The sequence below is a fragment of the Henriciella sp. AS95 genome, from assembly GCF_038900055.1.
In the GTDB taxonomy this organism is placed as follows: domain Bacteria; phylum Pseudomonadota; class Alphaproteobacteria; order Caulobacterales; family Hyphomonadaceae; genus Henriciella.
Window position 1 is genome coordinate 1003356 of sequence record NZ_JBBMQM010000001.1, and the last position, 20715, is coordinate 1024070.

The following is a 20715-nucleotide window of genomic DNA, read 5'->3' on the forward strand; positions in this document are numbered from 1 at the left end:
CTGAGAAAATAGGCGGGTGCCCGTCAGTCAGTTAGGGCACCCGGCGGCGCAAGCCACTAATAGGAAAGTTTCAGTTTCACGCCGAAGGTCTGTTCGGCTTCCAGCGTGCGAAATTGAGCATAGCCGCCCGTGTCGAAAGGCATGCCGACGATCGCTTCCACGAAATGCTCGTCGGTCAGATTGCGACCGAACACGGTCAGTTCGCCATGCCCGTTCCAGAGCCGCGTCCCGATCTGGGCGTCGATCAGCGTGCGGTCATCCATCACCGTATTTGGATCGCCGGTGATCCCGGACTGGCTTTCGCCGCGATACTGCACACCAACCTGCGCAAAGGCGTCGATGCTGTCGGTCAGGCTGAAATCATAGCGGGCAAGCGCATTGATCACCCATTCCGGCGCATTGGCGAGGTCCTTTCCGGCGAGATCCTGAAAGCGATTGCCGCCTTGAGTGACACAGCCCTGCGCAGCCGTCTGAAGGGCGTAGCACGGCGCCTGGTCGAACTCGTCGAACGTTGCATTCGTATAGGCAAACGCCGTCGACAGGGTGAGATTGTCAGTCGGCAGGGCCGTCACCTCGCCTTCGAGGCCATAGGTCTCCACCTTGCCGGCATTCGCGACCGTGAAGATCGGCGTGCCGGACGGGCCGGGGATCAGCGTCTGGGCCTGGAAGTCCTCGATCTCGCTGTAGAAACCGGTGAGGTTTGTGACCAGCCGGCCGTCGAGCGACGTCTTGCGGAAGCCAGCCTCGAACTGGGTCGGGATCTCGGCATCGACTGTCGGCAGCATGTTGCCCTGTATCGGTCTGACCGAGAGGCCCTGCACGATGCCCGCGGCCTTGTAGCCTCGGGTCAGCGTGGCAAACAGGTTGAGGTTGTCGTTGACGTAATACTGCGCACCAAGGCGCCAGACCACGGCAGACTCTTCATCGGACGCGGACTCCCGACCGTTCGATACGGCCTGTCCTGCATATGGCGCGACAGCCCCATCGGCGACGAATTTCTCCTGTCCACCGGAAACTTCCGAGCGCAGAAGGCGCAAGCCTGCAATCAGCGACAGCTTTTCGGTCACGGCATATTGGCCCTGCCCAAAGACAGCGTAATTGGTTTCTTCGAAGTCAGACTGCAGATTGGTGCCAACCCTGAGGCCAGCGGGAAGCGCGCCGAGCAAGTCGAGACCTGCCGTGCCGAACTGGATGTTGTCCTGCTCAATGTTCTGACGGAAATAGAATGCGCCAATCGTATAGGTTAGCGTCTGGTCACGTGGCGACACGAGCCGGAGTTCCTGGCTGAACTGGTCCTGAGCGAGGTCGCCCGAATTTATTGCCAGAAATGGCAGAGGGATCAGGTCGGAGTCGTTGTTGTCGACGCTGGTCCATTCCCGGTAGGCTGTCAGCGACACGAATTCAAAGTCGCCAAAGGACTGGCTGTACTCCCCGGAGACGCCCAAGGCATCCATCTCGGACGAAAATTCGGCTTCGGACGCGATCTGTGTGTTCTCCGGTCCGGCTGTGATGCCGTTCGCGGCAGAGACCGGCCCGATGACCGGAACACCGAAGCCAAGAAGCCCTGTGCCAGGGCCGCCCGCAGATGGCTCGCGCAGCGTGAGTGCGCCGGTCGCCTCATCGCGTGTGGCATAGTCAGCGCTCAGCAGGAAGTTCGACGTGTCGCTCAGCTTGAAGTCCAGTTTGGCGCGTACGCCCTGCTCGTTGCGCTCATTGACTTCGTCTTGTGGCGCATTGGGATTGATGTTGTCGATATAGCCGTCGCGGGTGTTCGAATAGGCCGAAATCCGGCCATTGATTCCGCTGGTTAACGGGCCTGACATGGCGCCCGAGACGTTCACCTCATTGAAGGAGCCATAGGCGGCGGAGAGGTGCGCTTCGAATTCATCTGTCGGATCCTTCGTCACGATCGAGATCACGCCCGCCGACGCATTCTTGCCGATCAGCGTGCCTTGAGGCCCGCGAAGCACCTCGACGCGCTGAACATCGGACAGGTCGAAGATACCGGCGCCCTCACGCCCCATGATGACGCCATCGACGGAGACCGCAACGCTCGCCTCGATACCGATATTGAACAGGCTGGTGCCGATGCCGCGGATGGTCGAGGCGGACTGGCGCGCATTGACGCCCGCATTGAAGGCGAGGCCCGGCGCCACGTATTGCAGCTGGTCGAAGCCATCGATCTCTCGGGTTTCGAGCGCCGCTGCATCGATCGCGGTGATCGAGATCGGCACATCCTGCAGGTTCTGCTCAACCTTTTGGGCCGTCACCGTAACGGTGGCGAGCCGCTTGTCGTCATCGCCGTCCGAGTTCTGGGCGAAGGCCAAGCCGTTCGTTCCCAGAGCCACGGCGCAAGCCGACCACAATAGTCCTCGTTTAAAAGCCATGTTCTTCCTCCCAGTCATGCTTATATTTTTCCATCTGGAAAATTACCCATTAGGAAAGTTTGTCAACTGGTAGAATTACTTTTTGTCGCTTGGGAGAGCAAAAATATCGGCATCCGAGAGATGCCTGCACTCGGGCAAACCCGGTGCCCGCGTTACTTTTCTCTGGTGGGAGGCCCTTTGGTCCAGTCTGGCAGTTCGGGCCAGCGGGCCTTTGATTCCGGCGGATCACGCAGGAATATCGCTAGGACGGCATCGATATGCGCATCGATCGCCGCATCGCTTGTCATGTCGACGCCGTAGAGCCGCTTGATCGTGCTGGAGAGCGCAAAGGGCAGCTGGCATAGCGATGACACCGCGTAAAACCAGGACACCAAAAAGACCTCCGGTACTTCGCCGCGCTTCATTTGCTGGCGCATAAACGGCGCCAGCGTCTTGTGGCTCTTCAGGATGTAGCTGACCATCCAGTCTAGCCGTTCGCCGCCGACCATCGATTCGTGGATCATGATCCGGATCTGTTCAGGATTGTGGGCGCAATAGCGAACATAGCGGCGGAAGAATTCGCGCGTTCCGTCGACCGTTGAATAGTCGATCCGGCCAATTGAATCGCCGCTGATCTCCTGATCTAACCGGCGGTACATGTCGGTCACCACGTCCTTCCAGAGCTTTTCCTTGCTCCCGAAGTGATAACGGATCAGCGTATGCGTCACGCCGGCCTGCTGGGCAATCTCCCGCACATTCGTGCCTTCAAAGCCGTTCTTGGCGAACAGGCGGCGCGCCGCGTCCAATATGTTTGCGCGGCTTTCCTCGGCGCGGCTCTGCGTCGGCGGGCGCCGCGTTGGCTGTGTGTAGTCCCCGGATTTTGGCATTGCCGTTCCATCCTTCGATCTGATGAGTCGCAGGTCAGCGAACACGCAACCTAGAGAACCAATCTCAAATTTCCTATTGCCCTGAAATTTTCCATATGGAAAGTATGAAATCATAACGTCGACAGCCAGGCGGGAAAAACCTGCCGGATAAAGGCTGCGGAAAAAGGGAGCCGAAGGCATGAGAAGAACCAACAATCGCAAGGCGTGGAATGTAGTCGCGGTGGCCGCCATAACGGGCCTTCTTGCCTCCTGCGCGACCGCGCCGAATGACGCTGAGGTGGACGTCTCGGATGCTGCTCCTCAGACGGCTTCGAGCGACGACCAGATCATGGAGACCCTGTCGACGCTCACCGTCGGCGACAAGCTCAAGCTGCTGACAGGGCAGGGCTATTCCCGCAATGGCGAGCGTCTGCCGGAGACGGACCGTTTCGTCCCCGGTGCCGCCGGATACACCTATGCGATCGACGATCAGGGCATCTCCTCGCTCGTCCTCGCCGACGGCCCGGCAGGCCTTCGCCTCGCCCCTGTAAACCCGGAAACCGGCGAGCCTCAATACGTCACCGCCTTCCCGATCGCGACCCTGATTGCGTCGAGCTGGGACACCGACCTCGCGTCCTCCGTTGGTGAAGCCATGGGGGCCGAAGCCGCCGCCTTTGGCGTAGATTTTCTTCTCGGACCGGGCATGAACCTGCACCGCAACCCGCTGGCGGGCCGTAACTTCGAATACTATTCGGAGGATCCTTTGTTGAACGGCCGGATGGCCGGCGCCGCCGTCCGGGGCATCCAGTCGAAAGGGGTCGGCGCGACGATCAAGCATTTCATCGCCAACAACCAGGAGACCAACCGTTTCGTTGTCGACACGCTGATTGGCCAGCGCGCGCTCCGCGAGCTTTATCTGCGCGGCTTCGAGATCGCCATCGAGGACGGCGAGCCTTGGGCCATCATGACGTCCTACAACAAGCTGAATGGCACCCACACCTCGCAGAGCCGCGAACTGCTCACCGATATCCTGCGCAATGAACTTGGCTTTGACGGAGTCATCATGAGCGACTGGTTCTCCGGTGATGACGCCCCCCAGCAGATCCGCGCCGGCAACAATCTCATCATGCCCGGCAGCGCAGAGCAGGACGAAGCGCTCAAGCGCGCCTATGAGGATGGCAGCCTGAGCGAGGCCACCATAGACGCGAATGTCGGATGGATTCTCGCCGCTATCGAACAGGTTAGAGACGCGGCGAAACCTGCGCCGGACAAGCAGCCGCCGCTGGAACAGAACGCCGCGCTCGCGCGCCGCGCTGCCGCCGAATCCACTGTGCTCCTGAAGAACGATACCGGCGCGCTGCCGCTTTCGCCGTCCATCGAAACCATCGCCCTGTTCGGCACCGGCGCGTACGCCACCGTCTCCGGTGGAACCGGCAGCGGTGACGTGAACGAAGCTTATACGATCCACGTTGCTGACGGCCTCAGCGAACACGGCTGGACGCTCGACGACACGCTGGCGAGCCAGTACCGCGCTTTCATCGCCGATTTCGAAGCCAACAAGCCGAAGCCAAAAGATCTGCTTGAGCAGTTCCTGCTTCATGTTCGGCCGGGCGAGATGACCTTTAGCGAAGAAAATGTGGCCGCCGCGGCTCATGCGAATGACGCTGCTATCATGACGATCAGCCGCAATGCTGGTGAGTTCACAGACCGGGAAGTGGATGGCGATTTTGACCTCACGGCAGAGGAAAAGGCGCTGCTGACCTCGGTGTCCGAAGCGTTCCGCGCCGAAGGCAAGCCGGTCATCGTCGTGCTGAATATCGGCAATGTCATTGAGACAGCCTCCTGGCGGGACCTCGCCGATGCCATCATCCTGCCCTGGCAGGGCGGACAGGAAGCCGGCCGTGCGGTGGCGGATGTCCTGTCTGGCGACGTCAATCCGTCGGGCAAGCTACCGATGACCTTCCCGCTTTCCTATGCCGATACCCCGTCCGCGCCCTACTTTCCGGGCACCGAAGACCGCAGCAAGCCGATCGAGATCATGGGCGGCCTGATGGAGCAGTATGAAAGCGAGGCAGCCTATGAGGAGGGCATCTATGTCGGCTATCGCTATTTCACCAGCGCGGACAAGGCGGTTGCCTACCCGTTCGGCTATGGCCTCTCCTACACGACATTCACCTTCGACAATCTCGAGGCGGAAAGGCCCTCTGCCGGCGCGCCGGTGTCTGTGAGCCTGTCGGCCACCAATACCGGCGAGACTGCAGGCCGCACGGTTGCGCAGATCTATGTCGAGGCTCCGGATGGCAAGCTTCACAAGCCGCGCCGCGAGCTCAAGGCGTTTGCGAAAACACCGTCCCTCGCGCCGGGTGAAACGGCACGGCTCGAGATGCAGATCACGATGAAGGACCTCGCCTCCTTCGATCCAGAGACCTCGCAATGGATCGTTGAAGCCGGACAGTACCGCCTGCAGGCCAACACGTCGGCAAATGATGTCGGTGTTGAGACAGTCATCGAAATTCCCGAGACTCTCATCGTCGACACCGTATCGGCCCAGCTTGCGCCATCGCGCGCAATCGGGGACGCATTCGAGGCTGGCGTCCGATAGGCCGGTCCTGGGGGCCGATTCCTGCTCGATGAGCAGGTTTGCCTATAAACAGGCGACAGAGCCTTTCGTGGAACCAATCCTGACTGATCTGGTTGATCGCAATGACAACGGGTCGGGCGGTCAACGCCACAACACATCGCGCATGTCGTGACGTGAGAAAGTGAAATTCAGGTCTAGCGTGGGATTGGAAAGAAAATCGGAAAGTTGTCTCGCTAATAAATTGGGCGAATTGGCTTACCTGGATGCAGATGAGTTGGATCTGCTCGAAGATCTCGAGAAATCGCCCACCTCCTTCATCAAAGATGACATTATCATCCGGTCAGAAACGGCGCTCGACAGGCTTTATGTCCTCACCAAGGGATGGGTCATTGCGGAAAAAATGAGCCACGCGGACAGCCGTCCTATCGTGCATGTCTTTCTGCCCGGGGACATCATTGGTTTTTCGGAATTGCCCTTCCAGAAAACTTCGTATCAGGCGCGATCCCGGACATCCGGCATAATGTGTCCTTTTCCTTCGAGCCGGCTTAGCCGCCTGTTTGTAGAAAGCCCAAGGCTGGCACGGCTGATATTTGCGGCGGTCACGATTGAGCGTGCCGAGCAGGAAGACCGGGCGAGCCAGTTCTGCAGGAACAATGCAGCAGCTAAACTTGCCCTGTTTGTCCTGCAAACGCTCGATCGCCTCAAACTGCTGAACTCCAATCTGCGCGACCAGTTTCAATGCCCTTTGACCCAGCAGGAGATCGGCGACCTCGTCGGTCTTTCGAGTGTGCACGTAAGCCGCACCTTCAGCCAGATGGAAGCAAACGGGTTGATCCAACGTCACAAGTCGTTTCTCAAAGTCAAAGACTATGACAGCCTTGCCGAGATGTCTGATTACAGGAACCGCTATGGTTCATTGAATTTGGATTGGGTCCCCGCGCACCCCTGATCGTGCGGCACATTAAGTTTTGGTCGAAGTCAAATCCGCGTCATTCCTCTGACCACCTGCAGCCGCCTGCCTAATGGCCGCCTCAAAATTGTTGGACGCTCAATCCCAAAGAAAACTCTGCAGTCGCCCGTCGTCTCGCCGGCGTGTAAGACCGCCGGCGAGACGTTGAAATAGACGTGCGCCGCCTAGGGCTGTCTGTCCCAGAATCTGAGATCGGGAAGGGTGCTCACGAAGTCATCGAGGTCACTCTCGCCAGAGACTTCAAAGCATCCGTCATCGGGCTCGACGCCAGCTTTCTTGAACAGTGGCATCGCACCGTCCGTATGGGCGATGAACTTCTTGTGCGCGAAAGCATCGGTCAGGAAGTCACGGGCAGGCGGCATATCTGCGAGGGTCTTCGCGCCTTTCTCTGACAGGACAACCGCCACGGCATCGAAGAGCACGGACGGACCGCCATCGATTTTCTCGTCGGCTTCCTGCATTTTGCCATCGCTCAGCTTTGCACCGCCAATGTGCGGCGCCACGATGACAACGATCGCGCCTTCGTCCTTCATCTTCGCCTGAATGGCGTCGACCAGGTCGGCGTCGCTATCCTCTGCGATGAGCAGGCCGAGTTTCCTGCCAGCAAAGCTGTCCGGACCGTTCTTCAGGATGCTCAAAGCGTCGGAGACGGGCAGGTCAGTGATTGGCTCGCGGGCCGGTGTTGCAGCTTGAGGCAGCTTCAGATTTAGACCCTCGGCAACCGTTTTCGCAAGATCCTCATCGATGTTGCGGAGATGAGAGACAACACGCGAGCGAACGCGCACTTCCTGGCACTTGCTAAGCTCAAAGGTGAGCGCACTGCCAATGTGTGTCTGCTCCGTCTCGGTCTGACTTACATAGAACTGGCGTGCCTGGCTGTAATGATCAGCAAAGGTTTCAGAACGTGCCGCTACTTTCTGTCCGCTCATCTCTTCGGGATAGTGGACATAACCGCGCTCAGGGTCTTCTCGTGGGCCACCTTGCTCCGGGCCCCAGCTATTGGGCTCGTAATTGGCGCGGCCTTTCGGATTGCGCATCGCCATATGGCCGTCCTGCTGGAAATTATGCACAGGGCAACGCGGCGCATTGACTGGGATGTGCGTGAAGTTCGGGCTGCCGAGACGTTTCAGCTGCGTGTCGAGGTAAGAGAAGTTGCGTCCCTGCAGAAGCGGATCATTAGAGAAACCGATGCCCGGGACGACATTATTGGTGCAGAACGCCACCTGCTCGGTCTCTGCGAAGAAATTGTCGACGACCCTGTCGAGCACCATGCGGCCAACGATCCGGACAGGGACCAGCTCTTCAGGAATGATCTTGGTCGCGTCGAGCACGTCGAAATCGAACGCCTCGGCAAATTCGTCGTCGAACAGCTGAACGCCGAGTTCCCATTCCGGGTAATCGCCCATCTGGATCGCGTCCCAGAGATCGCGGCGATGGAAGTCCGGATCGGCGCCGTTGATTTTCAGCGCTTCGTTCCAGACAACAGACTGAAGGCCCTGCTTGGGCTTCCAGTGGAACTTCACGAAAGTCGACTTACCGTCCTTGTCGATCAGTCGGAACGTATGCACCCCGAACCCCTCCATGAAGCGGAAGGAGCGCGGAATCGTCCGGTCAGACATGATCCACATCACCATGTTCATGGTTTCGGGCGTGAGGGAGATAAAGTCCCAGAAATTGTCGTGCGCGGTCTGGGCCTGCGGGAACCCGCGATCAGGCGCCGGCTTGGCAGCGTGGATCAAGTCAGGAAACTTGATAGCGTCCTGAATGAAGAAGACCGGAATGTTGTTGCCAACGAGATCCCAGTTGCCTTCGTCGGTGTAGAACTTCACGGCAAAACCGCGCACGTCGCGTGCAAGGTCTGGTGAGCCCTTGTTGCCCGCAACGGTCGAAAAGCGCAGGAAAACATCAGTTTTCTTGCCGGCTACCTGAAAGAGGCTGGCGCGCGTGACGTCGCTCAGGGGATCGGTACATTCGAAGTAGCCGTGGGCGCCGAAGCCGCGCGCATGGACAACCCGCTCAGGGATGCGCTCATGGTCAAAGTGGAACATCTTCTCACGGAAGTGGAAGTCGTCCATCACCATCGGCCCGCGCGGGCCCGCCTTCAGATGGTTCTGGTCGTCGGCGACCGGGACGCCCTGCTGGGTGGTCAGCGTCTCAACGCCCTCGCCGGCAGTTTGATGCGGCGCGCCGCCATCGTCGAGCTCCGGCAGGTCTTTCTTTGTCATGGAGAATTCCTCTGAAAGATGAATAAGCAGCCGTCATCGCCGAATGTTCCTCCGCACATCGCAAATGAGCGGGGCGAAAGCGCTAAAAGGGTTCCGGTCTTAACTTGCAGCAAGGCAACTATGGATTTCGTTCACGCGGCAAGGACGCAAGTCGTAAGGGAGACGTTGTATTCTGCGGTCCAGCAAGTCTCGTGGACCATGAAAACTGTCCAGTCCGAAAGACCTGAAAGGTCTCTATTTGGAAGAGTTGCAAGACCTCTGGTCCGCAAACGACCAGACGGCACAAGTCGTCGAGGAAATGGCCGACGAGGTCAGCGACCCGAAGCGGAGCAAGAAATTCAGCGCTTCAGTCAGAGGCATCAAGTGCCCGCAAAGTGCCTGGATGTACCCGCACTTCGTCAGATAATGCTGTCCGTCAATTCAACTGAAAAACGCTCGTTTTAAAACAATTTAGGAATCGTTTTGGCGTTTCGTGGATTGCAGAATGGTGCCAGGAGAGGCATCAAAATCGTATTATAGAATATTGATATATTTGATTGTTTTTTTGAAGCGGTATTCTGATACCCGCAAACATACCCGCATTCTGCCGGTGTCACTCGGCATAAATGAACTTCTGAAGCCCCGAAAACACTAAACGCACTTTGCCCAGATCGCCCAGGTATCGCTTCGCATCGCTCGTCGAACCGTATCGAATGCGTAACCTGTCGCCGAGTTTCTCATACCCCAATTCTGAAACACCTTCCTGCTCATAGGCGCTCAGTACGTCCTTAAGGAAGTCGCGCATTTCGAGTTCATGTCCTTCAAGGCCGTCCCGCCGAGCAGCGTCAGCGCGGTCGCGTCTTGTCTTCGGATCGAGTGAGAAGCGCACATAGGCCAGCACGTCGAAAACGTCGCTATCTCGCGCATCGATGAGGGCGCCCATCTCTTCGAGCCGTTCCAGATCATAACCGCGCTCTTCCAGCACGGTGAACAGTGCGGCGCGCAATTCCGGGTCGCTCCACTTCTCGCGAAGTTCATCTTCGCCGGCGACAATATCAGACAGATCGCCAAACAGGCGCTTCATGAAATCTTCGGCGCTGATCGGCTTTCCATCGACCCAGTAGCTTGTCGACGCCATGTACTGGATGCGGCGCTCTTTTCCGTCGGCGAGCTTCACGCGGATCTTTGCCGGACGCGGCTCGCCGGGACTGTCATCGACATAGTCCTTGCCCTCGTCTTCCATGCCGCCCGCTGGCTTGTCGTCCTTTTCGCCGGGCGTTTTAGGGTCTGGCTCCAGCGGCTCGCCGTCCCATTCAGGATCATTGAAGTGCTCATAGGCCTTCACGAAGTCATAGATCGTGAAAAAGTCCTTGCCTTCGAAGGTGCGGGTCCCGCGCCCGATGATCTGCTTGAACTCGATCATGGAGCGGACCGGCCGCATCAGAACGATGTTGCGGATATTGCGGGCATCAACGCCGGTTGAGAGTTTCTGTGACGTCGTGAGGATCGTCGGGATCGTCTTCTCATTGTCCTGGAAGGTACGAAGGTGCGCTTCGCCGATCTCGCCATCTTCGGCCGTCACCCGCTCACAATAATGAGGGTCGGGCACCACTTTCATCTCATTGATATAGTCGCGCACGCGGGCGGCATGGTTCTGAGTGGCGCAGAAGACCAGCGTCTTCTGGCGCGGGTCGATCTGCTTGATGAACTCGCGCACACGGCTTCGTTCGCGCTCGGCAATCTCGATCTTCGTGTTGAAGTCGCCTTCGGTGTATTTGCGGTCTTCCTCGATCTCGCCGTCGATCACGGTATCGCCCGCCCCGAAGACGTATTCATCGATCGTGCTCGCCATCTGGCGTACCTTGAAGGGCGTGAGGAAGCCGTCCTCGATCCCTTCTTTCAAGGCATAGGTGTAAACCGGTTCGCCGAAATACGCATAGGTATCGACATTGTCCGTGCGCTTGGGAGTCGCCGTCAGGCCAAGCTGCACGGCGGGCGCAAAATGTTCCAGAATGGCGCGCCAGGTGCTTTCGTCATTCGCCCCGCCCCTGTGGCATTCATCGATAATGATGAAGTCGAAGAAGTCGGCCGGATATTGCAGATAGTTCGGCGGGCCGTTGGCGACGATCTCGCCGCTCTCATCCTCGTTTTCCTCGCCAGCGCCGCTCGTCATCATGGTCTGGAAGATGGAGAAGAAAACGCTCGCATTCTTCGGCATCCGGCCGTCGCGTTTCCGGATCTCTTTCGGATTGATGCGCGACAGTGCACCCGCCTCGAATGCGGAGAAGGAATTGAATGCCTGATCGGCGAGGATGTTGCGATCGGCCAGAAACAGGATGCGCGGGCGGCGCACCGGCTCACCCGTAAGGTTCCAGCTTGCGTGAAACAGCTTCCACGCAGTCTGGAAGGCGATGCTGGTCTTGCCTGTCCCGGTCGCGAGCGTCAGCAGGATGCGCTTGTCGCCCTTCGCCACGGCCTCAAGCACCGCATTGATAGCATTGTGCTGGTAATAGCGCGGCTCCCATTTGCCGCCGCCGGTCTCGAAGGCGACAGCGCCAAAGCGATCGCGCCACGCACTATCCTTTGCGAAGACGCGGTCCCACAACTCATTTGGCGTCGGGAAAGGCAGGCTGATATCACGCTCGGCGCCCGTCACCATGTCGACTTCGCGCCAGCCGATGCCATTGCTGGAAAAGCCGAAACGCGTCTTCAGGCGTCCGGCATAGTCCTTGGCCTGCCCCATGCCGACCGTATAGCCGACGCCCGCCTTCTTGGCTTCCATCACGGCTAGCTTTTGGCCGCGATACTCAAAGACGTAATCGGCTGTCTTGGATGGCCCGCGCCGCCCGCCGCTCATGATGCGGCCGGGGCAGATGACTTCACGGCGCACCCGCGCGCCTTGCGTCGACTTCCAGCCAGAAGCCTCCAGAACCGGATCGATCCGGTTGGCACGTGTGTCGGCTTCGGTTTCTTCAGACACGTTTCATCGCCGCTCCAAGCCCGGCTTCTGCCTGCTCGGCTTCACCAAGCAGCTCTTCCCAGTTTCCCGGCGGTTGCCCTGAATCGAGCATGCGCGCAAAGACGCGGTAAGCGTCCGTCTTGCTGTCATAGGCGCGCTTTGTGCCCTCATCGTTCACCCATCCAAGAACGATAACCTTAGCCTTGGAGTTGAAACGATAAAATAGCCTGTATTGTTGGAAGAATTTTACGCGAAACCAGTGCTTGTTCTCCGCACCCAGCGTATCGCCTTGCCGAAACTCCGCTGCGGCTGGATCGGCCGGGATGTTTTCAGTCACGATCTTCTGAATTGCGGCGAGGCGCTTGGCCGTGTTCTTCTTGTGATAGCCGTTCGGGTCTTTCGCCTTCTGCTTCTCGACCGCCGACGTCAATTCAGCCAGCTGGGCAAGAAAAAGGGGATGAGCGAATATCGTCCATCCCCCAATCACCAAGGGTTTCTGTTCAGGCGTCGTCATTCATCATCTGGCGACAGGGGCGCATCCAGATCAATCTCGACATCCTGCGTCAACGACGCCACGCGCGCCATGAACTCGGCGCCAAGCGGCTCAACGCGCTGTGGGTTGGCTTCCATGTCGCGGGCGAGAAAGCTGAGAAATGCCACCATTGCAGGATCTTCCTCGTCGCCGTTATCCTTCTGGAGAACAACGTCGCCATTAGCGGAAATATTGTACTTCAAGCGATCCTGCTTGCCCAGATTGAGCGCGCTGCGCACTTCCGCAGGCACCGTCGTCTGATACCGGTCGGTGAGCTTGGAGCTAGCTTGTAATGCGGTTTGCATGATCATTGATCCTCTTAACAATGAAACAGGTAATGCAATTGCATTGTCATGTCAAGATGCAGGCAATCATAGCCTACTTTGAGGCCTGACACTCACGCTGGACACTACGGCTGACACATCACCCATTCAGAAATGTCGAGACCCGGCATGCCACCCTGGCAATCTGGGCATTTGCGTTGGTGGAAGTCTGAGCCGTTGGCGCCGTAGCGGGCGCCGCAGATCGCGCCGGTCTCATCACGGCGGGCGCAGGTGAGCACCCAGACATATTGCAGATGGTCGGTGCCGGGCAGGTCTGTGCGCGCGATCAGGATCTGGTCATTGCGATTGATGTCGCCGGGAATGCGAGATGATTTCGCCATGGCTCAGGTCAGCTCCCCTGCAAAGGCTTTTTGGAGAAGGGATTGGCGGAGGTCCGCAAGATCTTGGAGCTTAGCTAGAACTTTTTCGACGATACCGTCGTTCACCTCTCTAAAGTGCGCAATTTGGTCTATAATTTTACCTTGTACCTTCTTGGGCGGGACGAGGACCGGAAAATTTGGAAAGTCTTTGATCGAAATTCTGTCCACAGTCGCGCCCTTGACGGTGCTTTTCCGGAGGAAGTCCTGAAAAAAGGGCGACAAATAGTAAGCCACAAAGAATTCTGGTGATACAATATCTTCGTTTAGTCGCACCAGTCCCATTCGTCGTCCAAGACAACACCGCATTCCCTCTGGAATGAGTCCAACCTGGCCTAGTCTAGTTTCATAAGAGAACACGACATCGCCGGCCTCTGGTTCGACGCGGCGCGTCCATTTAGCAAAGTCTTCTTCGGTGACATGACGTGTCTTTCCGAGTTCTATGCGTCCATCGATAAGGGACGAGATGCCTAAAAATAATGGCCCCTTATCAATTGTCTTTGGTGTAGCGTGTGGTCCGTCGAAGACTTCACCAACTTCACTTATCAAAAGCCGTTCCCAGCCATCCGACTCAGAAAAAATCTGAGATACTCCACTTGGAAAGAACTCCCGCGCGCTGGCGAGGTTGGCTTCGGTGTTTTCGCGGGCGCGGGCGAGGCCCTCAAAGGCCTCATCCAGCACCGCCACAATCCGCCTCTGCTCTTGGAGCGGGGGAAGCGGAATTGGCAGTGCCGCCAACTTTGTGGCGTTAAATCCACCTTGAGCCGCACCTTCAGTTCCTAGTGATATGTGCTGCCAGTACTCCGAAGTTTGGAAATAAAGATTCAGAAAAGACGACTCAACAATCTCGTCGTTTGGTCTGACCTTAATCAGGTACGATGCACAAACGGTGTCGGGCGCTTCGGATATCAGAAAGCTTTTCCCAGTGGTGGCGCCGGTTCGAGCGAAGACAATGTCGCCTTTGCTGACTGAATGTTTTGCGTGATCCTTTTCGGTGATCTTACAGTACGGCACTTGATCCCAATCTACCCGACCATCCTGAATGTCGGTAATACGCAAAAAGCGGGGTCCCACTGCGTCGCGTGCAGCTTTCGCGGTATAGCCGTATTTTATCTCCGAAAACTCGCCTAACGCTCGCAATTCCCACCCCGCCTTCACAGCAGCCCCCGGATATTCTCCAGAATCTCCGCCGTCTCACGGTCGCGCGCCAGCATGTCCTCGATGATCTCTTCGGGCGCGCGCAGCGGGGCCTCTTGCGGCGTGTTCGGGTTCTTCACAGAGAGGTCATAGGTCGCCTCATCCAGATCGGCGGTCTTGACCGTCCAGCTCTTCTCGCCTTCCTCGCGCGTCTTCTGGAGTTTCACGAACTCCACCATGTCCTGATCATTCAGCGGATTGGTCTTGCCGAGCGAGCGGCCGGGATCGAGCGCATAATACCAGGTCTCGCGTGTCGGCTTTCCCTTCTCGAAGAAGAGCACGACCGTCTTGACGCCCGCGCCCTGAAAAGTGCCGCCCGGACAGTCGAGCACGGTGTGCAGGTCGCAGGTCTCCAGCAGCTCCTTGCGAAGCGCGACGCTCGCATTGTCGGTATTGCTGAGGAAGGTGTTCTTGATGACGATGGCAGCGCGGCCACCGGCCTTAAGCTTGCGCATGAAATGCTGCAGGAAGAGATAGGCCGTCTCGCTGGAGCGGATCGGGAAATTGTGCTGCACCTCAGCGCGCTCCCCGCCGCCAAAGGGCGGATTGGCGAGCACCACGTCGTGACGGTCCTTTTCCTGGATATCCATCACATTCTCGTTGAGGGAATTTGTGTGCAGTATGTTTGGCGTCTCGATGCCATGCAGGATCATGTTCATGATGCCGATGACATAGGCGAGCGACTTCTTCTCCTGACCATAGAAGGTCCGCTTCTGCAGCGCCGCAAATTGCGCCGAGCTGATATTGGGCTTGTGCATGTAGGAATAGGCTTCGCAGAGAAAGCCTGCCGAGCCGACCGCGCCGTCATAGATGGTCTCTCCGATCTTCGGGTCGATCACCTCGATCATGGCGCGGATCAGCGGGCGCGGTGTGTAATACTCCCCGCCATTGCGGCCCGCATTGCCCATCCGCTTGATGCGCGCTTCGTAGAGGTCCGACAGCTCATGCTTTTCGGCCTGGCTGTTGAAGCGCAGCTCATCGGCAATCTCCAGCACGTCGCGAAGCACATAGCCCGAACGGAAGCGGTTGATGATCTCGTTGAAGATCTCGCCGATCTTGTACTCGATCGTGTCGGGGGACACGGCACTTTCGCGGAAGCTGCCGAGATAGGGGAAGAGCTGGTCATTGACGAATTTGATCAGGTCATCGCCCGTCAGTGCGGCGTTATGGTCGAACTTGCCGTCCTTGTCCTTGGGCGCGGCCCAAGTCTGCCATCGATATTCCGGGGAGAGGATCGGCTGATAGGCCTTGCCTTCAAGCTCCGCCAAGTCGGCGCGCTCGCCCTCCATGTCGTCGAGATACTTAAGGAACATGATCCAGCTGGTCTGTTCGGCATAGTCCAGCTCTGAGGCGACGCCCTGCTCGGTACGCAGCGCCTTGTCGATATTGTTGAAGGCGTTTTCGAACATCCCAAGCCTTTGTCATCTCAAATGGAACTTCGCCATAGAATGGGAATCGGTATGACGGGGCAAGCCGTTCAGATTGCGAAGCGCACAGGAATTAGCTGACAGTCAGCTGGCGAACGCGCGGGCGGAAGACGCGGTGCATCGCGTCGAGCTTGTCCTTGAGCCAAGCATAGTATTGCGGCCAGAAGTCTGTATCGAGTGGGTCATCTACGCGCTTTTCGATGATGAGGCGACAGGCCTTTCGATCGGGCAGTTCCCGCCAGTCCAGTTGAAAGCCAAGTTCGGCTTCAATCTCGTCTCTGTGTTGAAGCAGCTCGGCAAAGTAAGCTTTGGCGAAATCGTCATTCATATACAGTTCGGCAGCGATCAGTGAATCTGCGGTGTTGTGTAGGGCTCCCAGAAGAAATCCTGATCGACCGATGCTGAAGTTCGTCCAGTGTTGCGGATAGGCTTTTTGTGACCGCAGCGAGCTTCCATGTTCTTGCAGGTAGACGGCAAAGTCTGTCCAGAATTGGAGTTGAGCGGCTTTCGTTTCTGTGAGTGCGTCAGACTTGATGCGGCGCGCAGCATCAGAAACGGAGCGGCTCCAGTCGTTTGGCCGAGAGATGATGTTGAATTTCGGCGCGGCCGGGCTGTCTCCGATCCGCCAGAGTTCGACCTCAAGCCCAAAGAAGCTGAAATGGTCGTCCGTGATTTCGTTCAGCCAATCAAGCGCCGCGCGGTGTTCTTCGCTGAAGCGTGCTGCGATCCAGACAATGGTTACGGCCTGAAGGCCTGATGCATAAGTCAGCAGCTGACCAAGGTGGGAATGATCGGTTCGCTCAAGCTGGTTTTCTATCAGCACCCATGAGCCATCATCTGAACTACGACAGAGAATGTCAGCACGGAACGGACCGACTCTTTTCTCTTCAGCTTCGAGCTCAAGTTCCATGCCCAGTGTTTCAGAGAGGACGGCGAGATTGTCTTCTCGTGCCAGCCAAGGTGTAAAATCCTGATCTTCCGTTCGCCAGATCTCGCGAAGGTCGACCTTTTCCAGTCTTCCAAGGGTGCTCATGAAAGCCTGCTAGCATCTCCAGACTTCCAAATCGCTAAACTTATGAATGATTTTCAACGAAGGCGGCTTTGCTCCCAAAAGTGTTCACCATCGCGATGTCAAAGCTTCTTCCATGCGGATAACCGCAGCCCAATCAGCTCGCTCCAGCCGTCGATATGTCCGCCAATGCATTCCTTTCGGCTTTCGTGGAAACGGGTACGCCAACCCCGGTTCGCCCCCGAGCTTTTCGCGCACGCGCATGGTCTGATTAAGTCCGCGCACATAGATCGGTTCATACTGGCTGGGATATGTTGCGCTATAACATTGCCGACAGCGAAATAGGGTGCCGCCATAGAGGACACGGCAGCGCGCTCCACATGACTTGCAGGCGATCCAGCGCCGCTTTCCGCCGAATGGCTGATCGGTGAACGTGCATTGTATCTCTTCATCGATGTGCCGCGTCTTCCCCTGGCCCGTCGTCGAATAGACCAGCCTCATGCTTTCAGGCGAAAGCCGGTAGCCAATCGAGCCTGTTGTTTGCCCGCCAAGTGACCATTGAAGAGTCCCGACATAGCCGCGTCGGAACCAGTCCTCTTTGAAGTCAGACAGATCCACCTTGTGGAACTCATCGACTTTTGGCGCGAAACGGCCGCCACGGCCTGAGCCAAACCCTCCCATGGATCGCCTCCAGATTTTTCGCAATCATGTGCGAAGTGGACACTCTCACTCGCCCTTGGACTTATTTTCAAACTCAGCAGGGCGCATGCGCGATGCTGAATCGTAGCACCAAGACCCGGGGGCTGACAGTGGCCCGGCGGCTTGACTCGTGGGGCGGTCCGCTCGCCGTTCCAAAGTCAGCCCTGGTCTAGTCGTTACTGAGAGGTCTTTTGAGATCGTAACTGTATATGGGTGTCGACAAACTGAAAGCTGCTTAAGCTGATAGGCGTGTTGCGTGGCGGTAGAGCGGGTGCATCTGTAAGCAGTTTGCGCACCTAGACCCACTCCCAGGCCCCTCAAAACTGAAGGGCCCAAACTACACTTTTTAAGTGGCCCGATTGCGCTTCTCCCATATCTCAATCGGACGCGATGGATTACCGGCGGCGGTCTCTGTATTCCAACGCGTCAGCGAAACTGCCCGTTCGCGGGTCGCGTTAGGGCCCCGATTCTTTCCTTTGCGCTCAATGCGCGCGTGCCCAGTTTTTATGAGCTCATCGACTGCCCGTTTTGCCGTAGCCTCTGACGCGCCAATCATCCAAGCCACTCGCTTAGCGCCAACTGGAAAACAATTGCACTGGTTCGGCCGATATTGAGCGAGTAGGCAGCAAAGCAACTTTAGCGCGTTACCTGACAGTGCTTTCCATGCAGGATGCGCCAAATCGTGATCGTAGATTCTGGCATGTGGGCGATCGTGCCGGCTCGCAGGATAGACGGGCTGAGACAAATCAGTTCATCCAAACTCATAGCTCAGTTTGAATTGTTCTCAGCATCAATCAGCGCACGGATGTCTTCCACTCGCCAGACGGTTATCCGCTTGCCCAGTTTCTGAGGTTTCGGAAATCGACCGTCTTTCACGCCCGCCCACCACGTCGACTTGCTTACGGGGATCGGGCCAAAGGGAGCGATTATTGATTTAAGACGAAGAAAACCAGTTTCCGGTAAGTCTTGGTAGTAAGTCATTGTTGGTCACGTCGAGGCGAAGCGGCCACATCGCACACTGCCGAACGACAGCGCACCGCATAAGTCTCAGAAAACCCACGTGTTGCGCACGCTAAATTCAACGCAACATCAAAGATTCTGTTTGTCCACACGGTCCCGAAGATCTTTGAACCAGTCACTATTGATAGCAACCAATGCCTCTTGGACTTCGCGCTCAAACTGTTGATGATTATCAAACCAGCGCGCGACAGTTGATGGACTAGTCTCAAAAATTTTGGCGACTTGCCGAATTGATCCAACTTTGCCTTGGCATCTCAACTTTGCCGCCAACCAAATGGCAGAGAATCGATTGTTGTGGACTTCGGCGGCCCTTGCTTCAGCAGATGTATCCGCACCCATCTGGTGTTTGATTAGCACGATCAAATCTCTCGGGATGTAGAGCTCATCATTGTAATCCAAAGCATCCAGCATCATCGAAGCGAGGTAGTTTATGAGACTATCGCCGATGGCTAGCTTGCGACTTTGGACATGAGTTTGGCCGCGCGATTCAAGCGATCTCCGCTCAATGAGCCGCTCTAGCAATCGCAAGCTGACCTCGCTTATGCACGCAGGATCGGCGTCAAGAGCACCCGCCATGATCTGCGGATCAATGTCAAACTGCTCCAGCGTGTCGATATTTGCTAGGAGCCAATCCATTGACCAACTTGTGCCAACTTCAATTAGCTTGCCTTTGTTTGCTCGCCTCATTTGAACGTAACGCTCAATAGAATAGTCAGCTTTGTAGTGTATAGATAACTCGTTGAAATAACCTGTTGTGCGGCTGTGCTGCAACGAAAGATCGAATGCGTCGTAGCTTACACCAAGCGAGTCTGAGTCCCTGGTCTTTCGCGCTTGAACGGCTTCCTTCTGCGCTTTAGTGCGCGCTTTAAACGGGTTGTTCGTCACTACGCGAACCCTTCCTTAGAATTTTCTGAATCTGGTCTGACCACCAGTCCGCCATGCTCACGCGCTCATCCCAGTACCGCGCGCGGTGATAGGCGCGGCGCACCTGATCGGCGCCGACATGGCCAAGCTCGGCTTCGATCGCGTCAGCGTTCCAGAGCCCGCTTTCATTCAACAGGCTAGAGGCGCTCGCCCTGAAGCCGTGCGATGTATGCTCATGCTTATCAAAGCCGATCCGCCGGAGCGCCTGATTAAGCGTGTTCTCGCTGATCGGCTTGTCGCGCGCGATCGATGACGGGAAGGCGCGGTAGTTGCTGCCTGTCTCGTGCTTCAGTGTGCGCAGGATCTCAACCGCGAGCGGCGGCAAAGGCTTGGTATGCTCCCGGCGCATCTTTGTGCGCGCCGCCGGGATCGTCCAGGTCGCGCTCTGCAGGTCAAACTCATCCCAGAGTGCGAGGCGCAATTCGCCGGGGCGGGTATAGAGAAGCGCCATCAGCTTCATCGCCGCCCGTGTTGATGGCGAGCCGCCGTCATAGGCCCAGATGGCGCGAGTAAGCTCTCCAAAGCCTTTCGCGTCCGTCACGGCTGCCATGTGAGACACTTTGGGCGCGATGAGAGCCCCGCGAAGCCCATATGTCGGATCATTCTCGGCCCGCGCAGTGGCGATCGCATAGCGAAACACCTGCCCGATGGTGGAGCGCAGGCGCTTGGCGCTCTCATAATTGCCCTTGGCTTCAACTTTGCGAAGTGTCTTCAGAATCTCGGCGGCGGTGATCAGAGTGATCGGCTGGCGGCCGAAATCGGCCGTCGCCATATCCAGAAGCCACTCTTTCTTTTTCAGTGTGACCTCCGCCTTGCCTTCCTTGCGCAGCTTGTCGACAAGCTCGGCAGCGATCTTTTCGAATGTGTGTTCTGTCAGCGCAGTCTGTTGCGCCTTCTCGGCTTTGGCATGCGCGGCCGGATCTATCCCTTCCGCCAGCAGTGTCTTTGCTTCGGCCCGCAATTCGCGCGCCCGCGCCAGGCTGATCGCGGGGTAGGCGCCAAGCGCCAGCAGCTTCTGCTTGCCATCAAAGCGATAGCGAAACCGCCAGAGCCTGGAGCCGGTCGTGCTGACATGGACGTAAAGCCCGCCACCATCGGCAGTCTTGTAGTCCTTTTCGCGCGGCTTGAGTTGGCGAAGCTGAATATCTGTAAGTGGCATTTGCGGGTATCGAGAGCGGCCAGGCGGGTAGCAAAACCCGGAATACCCTCAATCCTACCCGCAAAATACCCGCATGCCAACGGACATACCCGCACCCAGCTG

16 protein-coding genes are annotated in these 20715 nt (G+C 57.4%); 2 read left to right on the forward strand and 14 right to left on the reverse strand.

Going from position 1 to position 20715, the window contains the following annotated elements:
* Positions 1–56: 56 nt before the first annotated feature.
* Together WNY37_RS05085 and WNY37_RS05090 are read right to left on the reverse strand one after the other, a co-directional pair.
* Entirely contained in the window at positions 57–2387 is a 2331-nt protein-coding gene (locus WNY37_RS05085; RefSeq protein WP_342972382.1) for a TonB-dependent receptor, read from the reverse strand.
* 152 nt (positions 2388–2539) lie between these two features.
* Positions 2540–3253 carry a TetR/AcrR family transcriptional regulator gene (locus WNY37_RS05090; RefSeq protein WP_342972383.1) on the reverse strand — a complete coding sequence of 238 codons (714 nt, stop codon included), beginning with the start codon at positions 3251–3253 and terminating at the stop codon, positions 2540–2542.
* 178 nt (positions 3254–3431) lie between these two features.
* Here WNY37_RS05090 and WNY37_RS05095 point away from each other — a divergent pair, with 178 nt between their 5' ends.
* Positions 3432–5834, forward strand: a complete 2403-nt coding sequence (locus WNY37_RS05095; RefSeq protein ID WP_342972384.1) for a glycoside hydrolase family 3 C-terminal domain-containing protein — start codon at positions 3432–3434, stop codon at positions 5832–5834.
* 253 nt (positions 5835–6087) lie between these two features.
* Positions 6088–6762 carry a Crp/Fnr family transcriptional regulator gene (locus WNY37_RS05100; protein ID WP_342972385.1) on the forward strand — a complete coding sequence of 225 codons (675 nt, stop codon included), beginning with the start codon at positions 6088–6090 and terminating at the stop codon, positions 6760–6762.
* Positions 6763–6947: 185 nt separating this feature from the next.
* On the opposite strand, the gene WNY37_RS05105 is transcribed toward WNY37_RS05100, so the two are convergent.
* From WNY37_RS05105 to WNY37_RS05160, 12 genes are all read right to left on the reverse strand, one after another.
* A complete protein-coding gene (locus WNY37_RS05105; protein WP_342972386.1) occupies positions 6948–9008 on the reverse strand; it encodes a catalase in 2061 nt (686 codons plus the stop codon).
* A 592-nt stretch (positions 9009–9600) separates the two neighbouring features.
* Entirely contained in the window at positions 9601–11967 is a 2367-nt protein-coding gene (locus tag WNY37_RS05110) for a DEAD/DEAH box helicase family protein (RefSeq protein WP_342972387.1), read from the reverse strand.
* A complete protein-coding gene (locus WNY37_RS05115) occupies positions 11960–12460 on the reverse strand; it encodes a type II toxin-antitoxin system YhaV family toxin (RefSeq protein WP_342972388.1) in 501 nt (166 codons plus the stop codon). Before WNY37_RS05115 ends, WNY37_RS05110 begins: the two co-directional genes overlap by 8 nt.
* Positions 12457–12783 carry a type II toxin-antitoxin system PrlF family antitoxin gene (locus WNY37_RS05120; RefSeq protein ID WP_342972389.1) on the reverse strand — a complete coding sequence of 109 codons (327 nt, stop codon included), beginning with the start codon at positions 12781–12783 and terminating at the stop codon, positions 12457–12459. The genes WNY37_RS05115 and WNY37_RS05120 overlap by 4 nt, the downstream gene beginning before the upstream one ends.
* A gap of 104 nt (positions 12784–12887) precedes the next feature.
* Positions 12888–13142, reverse strand: coding sequence for a hypothetical protein (locus tag WNY37_RS05125; RefSeq protein ID WP_342972390.1), 255 nt, complete (start codon positions 13140–13142; stop codon positions 12888–12890).
* A gap of 3 nt (positions 13143–13145) precedes the next feature.
* On the reverse strand, positions 13146–14336 hold the full coding sequence (locus WNY37_RS05130; RefSeq protein ID WP_342972391.1) for a restriction endonuclease subunit S: 1191 nt from the start codon (positions 14334–14336) through the stop codon (positions 13146–13148).
* Complete coding sequence (locus WNY37_RS05135; RefSeq protein WP_342972392.1) at positions 14333–15784, reverse strand: N-6 DNA methylase; 1452 nt, start codon at positions 15782–15784, stop codon at positions 14333–14335. The genes WNY37_RS05130 and WNY37_RS05135 overlap by 4 nt, the downstream gene beginning before the upstream one ends.
* 91 nt (positions 15785–15875) lie before the next feature.
* Positions 15876–16835 carry a DUF4268 domain-containing protein gene (locus WNY37_RS05140; protein WP_342972393.1) on the reverse strand — a complete coding sequence of 320 codons (960 nt, stop codon included), beginning with the start codon at positions 16833–16835 and terminating at the stop codon, positions 15876–15878.
* 84 nt (positions 16836–16919) lie between these two features.
* Entirely contained in the window at positions 16920–17492 is a 573-nt protein-coding gene (locus WNY37_RS05145) for a hypothetical protein (protein ID WP_342972394.1), read from the reverse strand.
* A gap of 786 nt (positions 17493–18278) precedes the next feature.
* Positions 18279–18491: an AlpA family phage regulatory protein gene (locus tag WNY37_RS05150; RefSeq protein WP_342972395.1), complete on the reverse strand. Its 213-nt coding sequence runs from the start codon at positions 18489–18491 to the stop codon at positions 18279–18281.
* Positions 18492–18599: 108 nt separating this feature from the next.
* Positions 18600–19415 carry a hypothetical protein gene (locus WNY37_RS05155; RefSeq protein ID WP_342972396.1) on the reverse strand — a complete coding sequence of 272 codons (816 nt, stop codon included), beginning with the start codon at positions 19413–19415 and terminating at the stop codon, positions 18600–18602.
* Positions 19396–20613 carry an integrase arm-type DNA-binding domain-containing protein gene (locus WNY37_RS05160; protein WP_342972397.1) on the reverse strand — a complete coding sequence of 406 codons (1218 nt, stop codon included), beginning with the start codon at positions 20611–20613 and terminating at the stop codon, positions 19396–19398. Before WNY37_RS05160 ends, WNY37_RS05155 begins: the two co-directional genes overlap by 20 nt.
* Positions 20614–20715 lie beyond the last annotated feature (102 nt).

Excerpts from the sequence above, each read along its gene's own strand:
- WNY37_RS05085 (WP_342972382.1), bottom strand. The coding sequence starts at position 2,387 with ATGGCTTTTAAACGAGGACTATTGTGGTCGGCTTGCGCCGTGGCTCTG.
- WNY37_RS05090 (WP_342972383.1), bottom strand. The coding sequence starts at position 3,253 with ATGCCAAAATCCGGGGACTACACACAGCCAACGCGGCGCCCGCCGACG.
- WNY37_RS05095 (WP_342972384.1), top strand. The coding sequence starts at position 3,432 with ATGAGAAGAACCAACAATCGCAAGGCGTGGAATGTAGTCGCGGTGGCC.
- WNY37_RS05105 (WP_342972386.1), bottom strand. The coding sequence starts at position 9,008 with ATGACAAAGAAAGACCTGCCGGAGCTCGACGATGGCGGCGCGCCGCAT.
- WNY37_RS05115 (WP_342972388.1), bottom strand. The coding sequence starts at position 12,460 with ATGACGACGCCTGAACAGAAACCCTTGGTGATTGGGGGATGGACGATA.
- WNY37_RS05120 (WP_342972389.1), bottom strand. The coding sequence starts at position 12,783 with ATGCAAACCGCATTACAAGCTAGCTCCAAGCTCACCGACCGGTATCAG.
- WNY37_RS05125 (WP_342972390.1), bottom strand. The coding sequence starts at position 13,142 with ATGGCGAAATCATCTCGCATTCCCGGCGACATCAATCGCAATGACCAG.
- WNY37_RS05135 (WP_342972392.1), bottom strand. The coding sequence starts at position 15,784 with ATGTTCGAAAACGCCTTCAACAATATCGACAAGGCGCTGCGTACCGAG.
- WNY37_RS05140 (WP_342972393.1), bottom strand. The coding sequence starts at position 16,835 with ATGAGCACCCTTGGAAGACTGGAAAAGGTCGACCTTCGCGAGATCTGG.
- WNY37_RS05145 (WP_342972394.1), bottom strand. The coding sequence starts at position 17,492 with ATGGGAGGGTTTGGCTCAGGCCGTGGCGGCCGTTTCGCGCCAAAAGTC.
- WNY37_RS05150 (WP_342972395.1), bottom strand. The coding sequence starts at position 18,491 with ATGACTTACTACCAAGACTTACCGGAAACTGGTTTTCTTCGTCTTAAA.
- WNY37_RS05160 (WP_342972397.1), bottom strand. The coding sequence starts at position 20,613 with ATGCCACTTACAGATATTCAGCTTCGCCAACTCAAGCCGCGCGAAAAG.